General features: G+C 70.9%; 4 protein-coding genes and 1 pseudogene. 2 read left to right on the top strand and 3 right to left on the bottom strand.

What is annotated here, in order from left to right:
* Positions 1 to 169: 169 nt before the first annotated feature.
* Both ACZ6NC_RS39920 and ACZ6NC_RS39915 read right to left on the bottom strand, forming a co-directional pair.
* Positions 170 to 964 (bottom strand): hypothetical protein, encoded by a 795-nt coding sequence (locus ACZ6NC_RS39920; protein ID WP_465738795.1) that lies wholly within the window; start codon positions 962 to 964, stop codon positions 170 to 172.
* Positions 965 to 975: 11 nt separating this feature from the next.
* Positions 976 to 1,470, bottom strand: coding sequence for a hypothetical protein (locus tag ACZ6NC_RS39915; protein WP_465738817.1), 495 nt, complete (start codon positions 1,468 to 1,470; stop codon positions 976 to 978).
* On the opposite strand from ACZ6NC_RS39915, the pseudogene ACZ6NC_RS39910 reads away from it, so the two are divergent.
* Both ACZ6NC_RS39910 and ACZ6NC_RS39905 read left to right on the top strand, forming a co-directional pair.
* A pseudogene (locus ACZ6NC_RS39910) lies at positions 1,355 to 2,508 on the top strand (PaaX family transcriptional regulator C-terminal domain-containing protein). The gene ACZ6NC_RS39915 and the pseudogene ACZ6NC_RS39910 sit on opposite strands and share 116 nt — an antisense overlap.
* A gap of 381 nt (positions 2,509 to 2,889) precedes the next feature.
* The gene (locus ACZ6NC_RS39905; protein WP_465738794.1) at positions 2,890 to 3,657 is read left to right on the top strand and encodes a hypothetical protein; all 768 of its coding nucleotides are present in this window, start codon (positions 2,890 to 2,892) and stop codon (positions 3,655 to 3,657) included.
* Here ACZ6NC_RS39905 and ACZ6NC_RS39900 read toward each other — a convergent pair.
* Entirely contained in the window at positions 3,593 to 4,216 is a 624-nt protein-coding gene (locus tag ACZ6NC_RS39900) for a 4Fe-4S cluster-binding domain-containing protein (protein WP_465738813.1), read from the bottom strand. The genes ACZ6NC_RS39905 and ACZ6NC_RS39900 overlap by 65 nt on opposite strands.
* Positions 4,217 to 5,108 lie beyond the last annotated feature (892 nt).

Below are 5,108 nucleotides of genomic sequence, written 5' to 3'. Positions count from 1 at the left end.
ATTCACCTCCTCCGGCGCAGCGTTCTCTTCTCCTCCCCCTCCCCCCCCCCCTCCTTCTCCCCCCCCCTCCCCCCCCCCCCCCGCCCCCACCCCCCCCCCCCCCCCCCCCCCCCCAGGACGAACGGTGGGAGGCCGGATGCGGTGGGTGCGGTGCCTCCCGCATCTGCTGTCAGGGTTCCTGCTGGAACCGGTCGAGGGCCGCAGGACGGAAGGGTGGCCTTCGGCGCTGCTGTTCCGCGGCCAGGTAGGCCGCGGCCATCTGGGAGGCGTTCGGGCCCGGGCCGGGTACGAAGGCGCTGTACCCGCCGTACCCGCCGTAGCCGCCGTACCCGCCGTACCCGCCGTAGCCCGGGAGGCTGATGACGACGCTGTTGGTCTTCCTCCGCCAGTACGTGTACGGCCCGACGGTGATACCCCACCCGGTCGCGTTGTGGAAGCCCATGTCGAGCTCCATGGTCTGCTGGCGCAAGTGCTGCAGGTACCCGGACTCATCGCTCCAGCTGAACAGGCGCAGCATGATCCAGGAGAACCCCACGCCGGCGGCTGCCGACCACGCGACGGGAACTGCGGACCAGCCGGCCGGAGCGGACACTGGCAGGCCCGCGCGGCGGGCGAGCCACGCGGCAAGGTGGAGAACGGTGCTGGGTACCCAGAGCAGGGCGGCGCCGGCAGCGGCGAGCAGGAGCGCGGCCGCCAAGGCGACGAGCACGCCCGCGGCGAGGCGCCGCCGCAGTGGCCGGGCGCGCCTGAACGGCTCGTCCTCCCTCACCTTGGCCCACAGTCTCTCGGCGCCGATGAGGGTCGCGAAGCCCAGGGGCAGGACGAGCAGGACGGCGCCGACGGCCAACACGGCGGAGCACAGCAGGAACGCGGGGACACGGAGGTGGGCGGGGCCCGGCAGAGCGAAGCCGCCGGCCCACAAGGAGGCCGTCCACAGACCCGCAGCTCCGGAAAGGACCGTCACGAGCCAGACGGTCACACGTGCGAGGACGCGTATCGCGCGCGCACGGAGCGCGGCATGGCGGGCGATCGGTTCGTTGAAGGCATCACGGGCCGCGGTGGGGTGTCGACGACGCGGTGGCCGATGCTGTTCAGCAGGAGTGCCAGGTCGCCTCTGAGGGTGGGGGCATGCCAGACAAGCGTGAGGGCGGCGCCAGTGGCGGCGTGCAGGTCCAGCAGGTACAGCAGGTCGATGCGCGGGTGGGCGCGCAGGACGATGACGTGGCGGATGCCCTCGTCCCACATCCACACGCGCACCGCGCGCACCGTATCCCTTTCCTTCACAAGGCCCTGCGCTTGCACGTCGGCCACCGATCTGCCCAGCGCGGTGAGGTGGTTGTAGAGGAGGACCGTAGTGCGGACGGTGCCCACGGTGGGGTGGACGGTGATACGGCCCACCCGGAGCCGGTGGGCGGCCAGCACGACAGCGGTGAAACGTGCGTCGTCGCTGCGGCCGAGGACGACCGTCACCGGTGGCAGGGCACGCCGCTTCGCTGCCGGCAGGACCGTGCCCGGGTCCACTAGTAGGGCTTGGTCCGGTACCGCGCCACCAGCCCAACCAGTCCGGCAGGCGGTCGGCACCTCTGATCCCCATGCCCGGTCGCCTGCCGTGGGCGCCGGCCGTGTTGTCGTCACGCACACCCGCGCACTCGTTTCCCTATCCGACGATCGGGCCGAGCGCTATCGTCGCGATAGACACCCACGACATACCGCAGCCGACCTTGCCAGTGCCGTTGCCCGTAACCCACCCGCTGCTCATGCCCGGGGCCCAGGTCTGGCCGTTGGCGTCCCAGCCCTGGCACGCGCCACGAACCTGCCAGGTCTGCCTCGGATCCATGTTCGTACAGGTCCCGGTGGCGTAGTTTCCGTACGACTGGGCGGTGCAGCCCGCAGGAAGGGCAGTCGGCGCAGACGACGCGCTCCACCGTCGGCACGCGCGACACGGTCTGCATGTTCCGGCGCGCAACGGTGTACAGCCGCCCATCCATCTCGGCGCGGCTGGTGCCTGGTCAACTTCTCCGTGCCGGAGTCCGCCCGCGCGGTGCGGCACCGGCTGACCGCACACCTGAGCTCGCTCGGCTTCGGCAACATCGGCTCGGCGGCGTGGATCGTGCCCGCACGGATGCTCCCGGCCGCCCGTCGCGTCATGGCCGAGCTGGACCTCACCGACCAGTGCGCCGTCTTCGTCGGCGACTACGTCGGGGGTCAGCAGCTCGTGACCACCGTCCGCAACGGCTGGGACCTTGCCGGGATCGACCGGCGCTACCGGGAGTTCATCGCGGAGTACGAGGCGCACAGCGACCGCCTCGACGGCCAGGACCCCTTCGTCGCCTACCTCTCGGTGATCGACCGCTGGCGTAAGCTCCCGTTCCGCGACCCGGACTTCCGTCCGAGGTCCTGACCGAGGACTGGAGCGGCCCCGCCGCCGTCCGCCTCTTCGAGCGCCTGGTCGCCGAGCTGGACGGCCCCGCCCTCGCCCACGCCGCCCGGTACTGGCCCCAGAGCTGACCGACGTGCGCGCGGCTCGCCGCAGACCTCGGCACCTTCACACGAGCGGGAGTCCGAACCGTGAGGTGCGGTGCGTCCTGCGTGCTGCGTGCTGCGTGCTGCGTGCTACAGATCGGAAACAGTGATCGTCCGGGCTTTGTGCGGGCACCCGTGGTTGGGCATATTCATTCCAGGCCCACAGATCGTCCACCACATCATCACTCGACGTCCGGGAGTTCGCAGATGCACGAGCAGCAATCCGGGTTACCCGCACAGCCGCCGGGCGGGAACGTCCCGCCGCCGCCCTCGATCCCGCCCGCCTACGGTCCGCCTCCGCCCGCGTACGGACCGCCGCAGGTGGGGTGGAACCAGCCGGCGCCGGCCCGGTCCTCCCGCACCGGGATGTGGGTCGCGCTGGGGGTCGTCGGTGCGATCGTCCTGGCCGGCACGGCGTTCGCCGTGACGAGGTCGGGGGACACCACGCCACCCGCCACGCCGCCCGCCACGGCCCCGGCGGGTGCTGCTGCGGCTCCGGCCGGAGACGCGGCCGCACCGGCGGCGGGCGGCGCTGGGGCGGGTACCGGGGCAGGTGGGGCGGATGCCGGGGCGGGTTCGAGCAAGCCGGCGCAGGACGCGGGGAACCAGACGATGGGCCGCATCCGTCTGCCCAACACCTTCCTCGGGATGAAGCGCGACGACAACGCCCCCGAGACTGCGGTGCTGCGGCAGCAGGCCGAGGCCATGGTGCGGGACGATCCGCACCAGCACGTCGTCGTGACGGCGTACAAGAGCGGTCAGTTCGGGGAGAACCACGCGATCGTCGTCGCGGTCGAGAGCGACGTCCCGTTCTCCGAGAAGGACCGCGCGGATGCGCTGGCCGAAATGAACGATGGCTCGGCGGAGGTGCCGGGCATGAAGGTGACCCATGGCGAGGTCAAGGACGTGGACCCGGGACCGCTGGGCGGCGTCATGAAGTGCAAGGTCACCATCACGAAGACCGAGTCGACGGACCCGTTCGGCAACAACCTGTTCAACGCGACCAGTTGTGCATGGTTGGACGGAAACACCTACGTGACCGTCAGCGAGGCCGACGGCATGACCGGGCTCAACCTCGCCAAGGCCGCGGAAAATGCCCGCCAGTTCCGCGCGCAGGCGGAGACCCGCCGGTAGCACGCCCCGCTCGGTGGGCCGGCCGCGCCACCGGCCCACCGGTCAGTGCGGGCAGCGGCTGTGGCCGGGCCGGTGCGGTGACGGCGCCTTGGAGGTTCGGCAGGCGGCTCGAGCAGTGGTGCTCGCCTTCGGCAGCCTCCCGGAAGCAGTAGAGGAGCCGAGGAACTGAAGCGGCCGGTCGATCCGAAGATCGACCGGCCGTTCGGCTGGAGAACCTCCGCCAGGCGATCTGGCACCGCCATCCGGGAACTCTGTTCGGGCGGCAGCTTCCGGGACGAAAAGGCCGCAGCAGCCGGAGCGGTCCGCCCTCGTACAGGTACGACCGGGCCATCGTCGCCAGGCCAACGAGCTCGCGCTGCTGGAGCAGCGGCTCGCCACCGGTGACCACGACCAGACGGGGCGAGCGCGCCATCACCCATGCGGCAAGGTCCTCAACGCTGTGCCGGGTGGAAACCTCGCGCGGATCGAACCGCGACCAGTCCCACGTCTCCGGGGTGTCGCACAGCAGGCAGCGGAGGTTGCAGCGCGACAGTCGTACGAACAGCGCTTGCTGCCCCACACTCGGACCCTCGCCCTGGAACGTCGGACCGAAGCACTCCGCCACCAGCAGCCCCCGCCGCTGGGCGCCTCGGCGTCGGTGGACGGCGAGATCCACTTGGTGATCAGTTGCTGCCGCTCCGCAGCGCTCAGGCTCTCGGCCAACGGGTGCTCCTCGCTCAAGACGGTGGCGGGCACCCTACCTCCGGGGACCGACAACCGGGCCCCTTCTGACGCAAGAGGCGGGCGGCCGGGCTGTCTACGGGCCCGGCCGCCCGGGGGCTTCACCGTGCGGTACCCGGGCCGTGGGGGTGCAGGTGCCGGGCAGTGTGGAGCAGGCGCAGCCGCACGCCCTGGTCGGGGCGGTCCAACGGGCGGGTGCCCGGTTGGGCAACGGGAGGTCAGCCGGCTCCGGCGAGGCGGGTTCGGAGGTCGGCATGGACTGGGGTCGGCCCGGACTGCTCGCTGACCGGCGGCGTCTGGTACTCGATCTACGACGGGGTGACCGTCACCGACGCGGCCAGCCTGGATGTGGATCGCCTGGTATCTGTAGCTGCGACGACCTGAGGCGACATTTCCACAGTTCAGAGCATCAGCGGCATGCCGTCGACGATTCACTCAGGGCCCAGGATTGCACGCACTTGCTCTAATCGGGAGTCGTACGTGGTTCCTGCTTGAGAGCCTGGAAGGCGACTGCGAGATGATCAGCGCATGAGCTTCCGCGTGTACGCCAGGCACGTTCGTGACCGTGATCTTCCCTTCGGCAGGCGCTACCGAGCTCTGAGAGGACGTTAAGTCCGTTTCTGGTAGCGGCCGCGTTCGGGTTGCTCGAGGACTCCCTGGCGGACGAGTCGTCCCAGGCGGGAGCGGGTGACGTTGATCGAGGGCTCGTCGGTGGGCAGCCCGAGGAGTTC

It is taken from the genome of Kitasatospora sp. NPDC041988 (assembly GCF_055588525.1).
This window is presented reverse-complemented; position numbering and strand designations above follow the sequence as displayed.